Origin of the sequence: Anaerotruncus sp. 1XD42-93, from assembly GCF_009917605.1 — a bacterium.
GTDB lineage: Bacteria > Bacillota > Clostridia > Oscillospirales > Ruminococcaceae > Anaerotruncus.
In genome coordinates this window covers 1-2,012 of sequence record NZ_QZEG01000152.1, presented here as the reverse complement: position 1 = coordinate 2,012, position 2,012 = coordinate 1, and the positions used below count along the sequence as shown (strand labels likewise).

Below are 2,012 nucleotides of genomic sequence, written 5' to 3'. Positions count from 1 at the left end.
CCAGGCCAAGGTCAGAAAGCAACTCCTCCGCAATCTCCCAGTTGAGATCGTTGTCCTCGGCCAACAGAATATGTCTGCCACTGAAATGTTCGCTGCTCTCCAAGGTGTCCTCCTGTGCCTGCCACAGAGGGTCAATAAACTTCTTGAGCCCATAAAACAGCGTAGATTTAAAGAGCGGCTTGGAGATGAAACCACTGATCCCTGCTCCCCGGGCATTTTCCTCGATCTCGCTCCAGTCGTAAGCAGAAATCAAAAGCAACGGCACATCAAAGACCGTCAGGTCGGCCAGACCGGTAAGACGGTCCGTCCGAACCTGTATATCGCGTGCGGCATCTCGGGCGCAATCCAGCATCTGGCGGGCATGGAGGATTCGGAGATCATCATTGCGATCAATAAGGATCCGGGTGCGCCGATCTTCGAGGTCGCGGACTTCGGCGTCGTCGGGGATGTACATAAGATCCTGCCGTTGCTGACCGAGGCAGTCAAGAAAGAGCTTGCAAAAAAAGAGTAAGACTCATTTTCAGGACGCTCTGCGGGAACCCCGTAGAGCGTCCTGTTTTATAATCTGAAATTCTCCGTGCTGACAGCACGACAGATGCCCAGAGCGGGATACAACTTTCCAGTATCATCCATGCAATCTCTTCTGGTTCAGAAATGCGGAAATCAATTTTCAAAAAGGGGGCAGAAATATGGTAAAGGTCAAGGAGACGCTCCAGCATGATAAGAGAAAGAGGCCTTTTAGAGAGAGTGGACTATTCGTCTGTGGGGAAGCAAATCGTTTGACCATCAGCGACGGTGCAGATTCTGATAGGGTGAGAGAGTGAAGTCCCTCGGTTATAAAATGCGCGAACGGTCACTCCTCAGTTTAGAGAAGCTATTGATTTGTATTTCCAGATGTAATATATCCGGTTAAAAGCCGCTCCCCCAAAACCCGTATATAAATTTTAAAACCTGTACATAAACTCTGGCCTGATAACCTCCGTTGGCTGAAGTTGTCTGTTAATCGTGATGAAATCCGCATCGTAGATGCATCCGATGACATTGGTTCTGAATACCTCGATCCCTTCACCATCGCAAAATCCAAGGAGCTGGATTTCATTAAACCGGATATTGACATCATACCAGCGCAGGGATGCTTCATTATCGAAAGGAAGCAATTCGGTTATAATGCTTTCCTCAATCACGCTGTTATCGCCCGCCAAAGAAATGCCAACAGGCTGTATCCGGATCGTATCGCCGTTACCTGTGGAAACGATACTGCTTTCGGCAAATATTTCTGCATCATTGCTTTGCCTATAATGTATAAAAAGAAGGTTGTTTCCCGGATCCTCATAGGGGAAGAACCGGACGGTATCATCAGCGATCTGGAGTATGCCGGGAATGCTTTCCTGACACTCCACCAAATAGCTAGTCTGGTCGCATACCAGGCTAAGCCTATCGTCGCTATCACGTTGAATAAAATAACCCGCACTGGCTGCTGTCACTGTATAATTCCCGAACACGGTTCCCGGCTCCAGTTTTATATACCCCTCCTGATCCAGATTCCAACCCAAGGCGTAGTTCAGGGTTATCCTTTTCATATGATCAAAAACAACGGATTCACCACTCATATCCCGAAAACTGTTCCAAACAAGCCCGGAGACGCTTTCCGGCTTGACTGGTTCCGAAGGTGGGATTTCATGAGCGCCGCAGCCGCATAGAATGATCAGAATGAGCAAAACAATTGCCATACGTTTTCTCATCAGGAACCTTTCCTTTCCAATCCGTATAGTCCAAAAAGCAAAAAGGAGGAGCTACCTGCTCCCCCTTCTTTCTAGTCGATTTCGACGGCAACCTTTTTCTCGGTTTTGTTGGCTGCCGCACTACGAGTCACAGCGAGAGTTCAGGCTCTACGTGCTTTGACTATGTTTCATGTACTTTTTCAACAGATATGCTACTTCGTCAACGTCAATCGGCTTGGCCACATGCGCATTCATGCCGCTGTCCAGACATTTCTTGATGTCCTCCGAGAA

The 2,012-nt window shown here is 48.2% G+C and carries 2 protein-coding genes and 2 pseudogenes; 2 read left to right on the top strand and 2 right to left on the bottom strand.

Going from position 1 to position 2,012, the window contains the following annotated elements; translation table 11 throughout:
* Positions 1-352, bottom strand: a pseudogene (locus D5269_RS17580) (response regulator); the annotation flags it as partial.
* Between D5269_RS17580 and D5269_RS17575 the strand changes: the two are divergent.
* Together D5269_RS17575 and D5269_RS18925 are read left to right on the top strand one after the other, a co-directional pair.
* Positions 269-511 (top strand): annotated as a pseudogene (locus D5269_RS17575) (FAD-binding protein); the annotation flags it as partial. The pseudogenes D5269_RS17580 and D5269_RS17575 overlap by 84 nt on opposite strands.
* A gap of 178 nt (positions 512-689) precedes the next feature.
* Complete coding sequence (locus D5269_RS18925; RefSeq protein ID WP_256374392.1) at positions 690-824, top strand: hypothetical protein; 135 nt, start codon at positions 690-692, stop codon at positions 822-824.
* A 120-nt stretch (positions 825-944) separates the two neighbouring features.
* Here D5269_RS18925 and D5269_RS17570 read toward each other — a convergent pair whose 3' ends face one another.
* Entirely contained in the window at positions 945-1,742 is a 798-nt protein-coding gene (locus D5269_RS17570) for a hypothetical protein (RefSeq protein ID WP_120487435.1), read from the bottom strand.
* Between the last annotated feature and the right edge of the window lie 270 nt (positions 1,743-2,012).

Coding starts and splice junctions, on each gene's coding strand:
- D5269_RS18925 (WP_256374392.1), top strand. CDS start 690: ATGGTAAAGGTCAAGGAGACGCTCCAGCATGATAAGAGAAAGAGGCCT.
- D5269_RS17570 (WP_120487435.1), bottom strand. CDS start 1,742: ATGAGAAAACGTATGGCAATTGTTTTGCTCATTCTGATCATTCTATGC.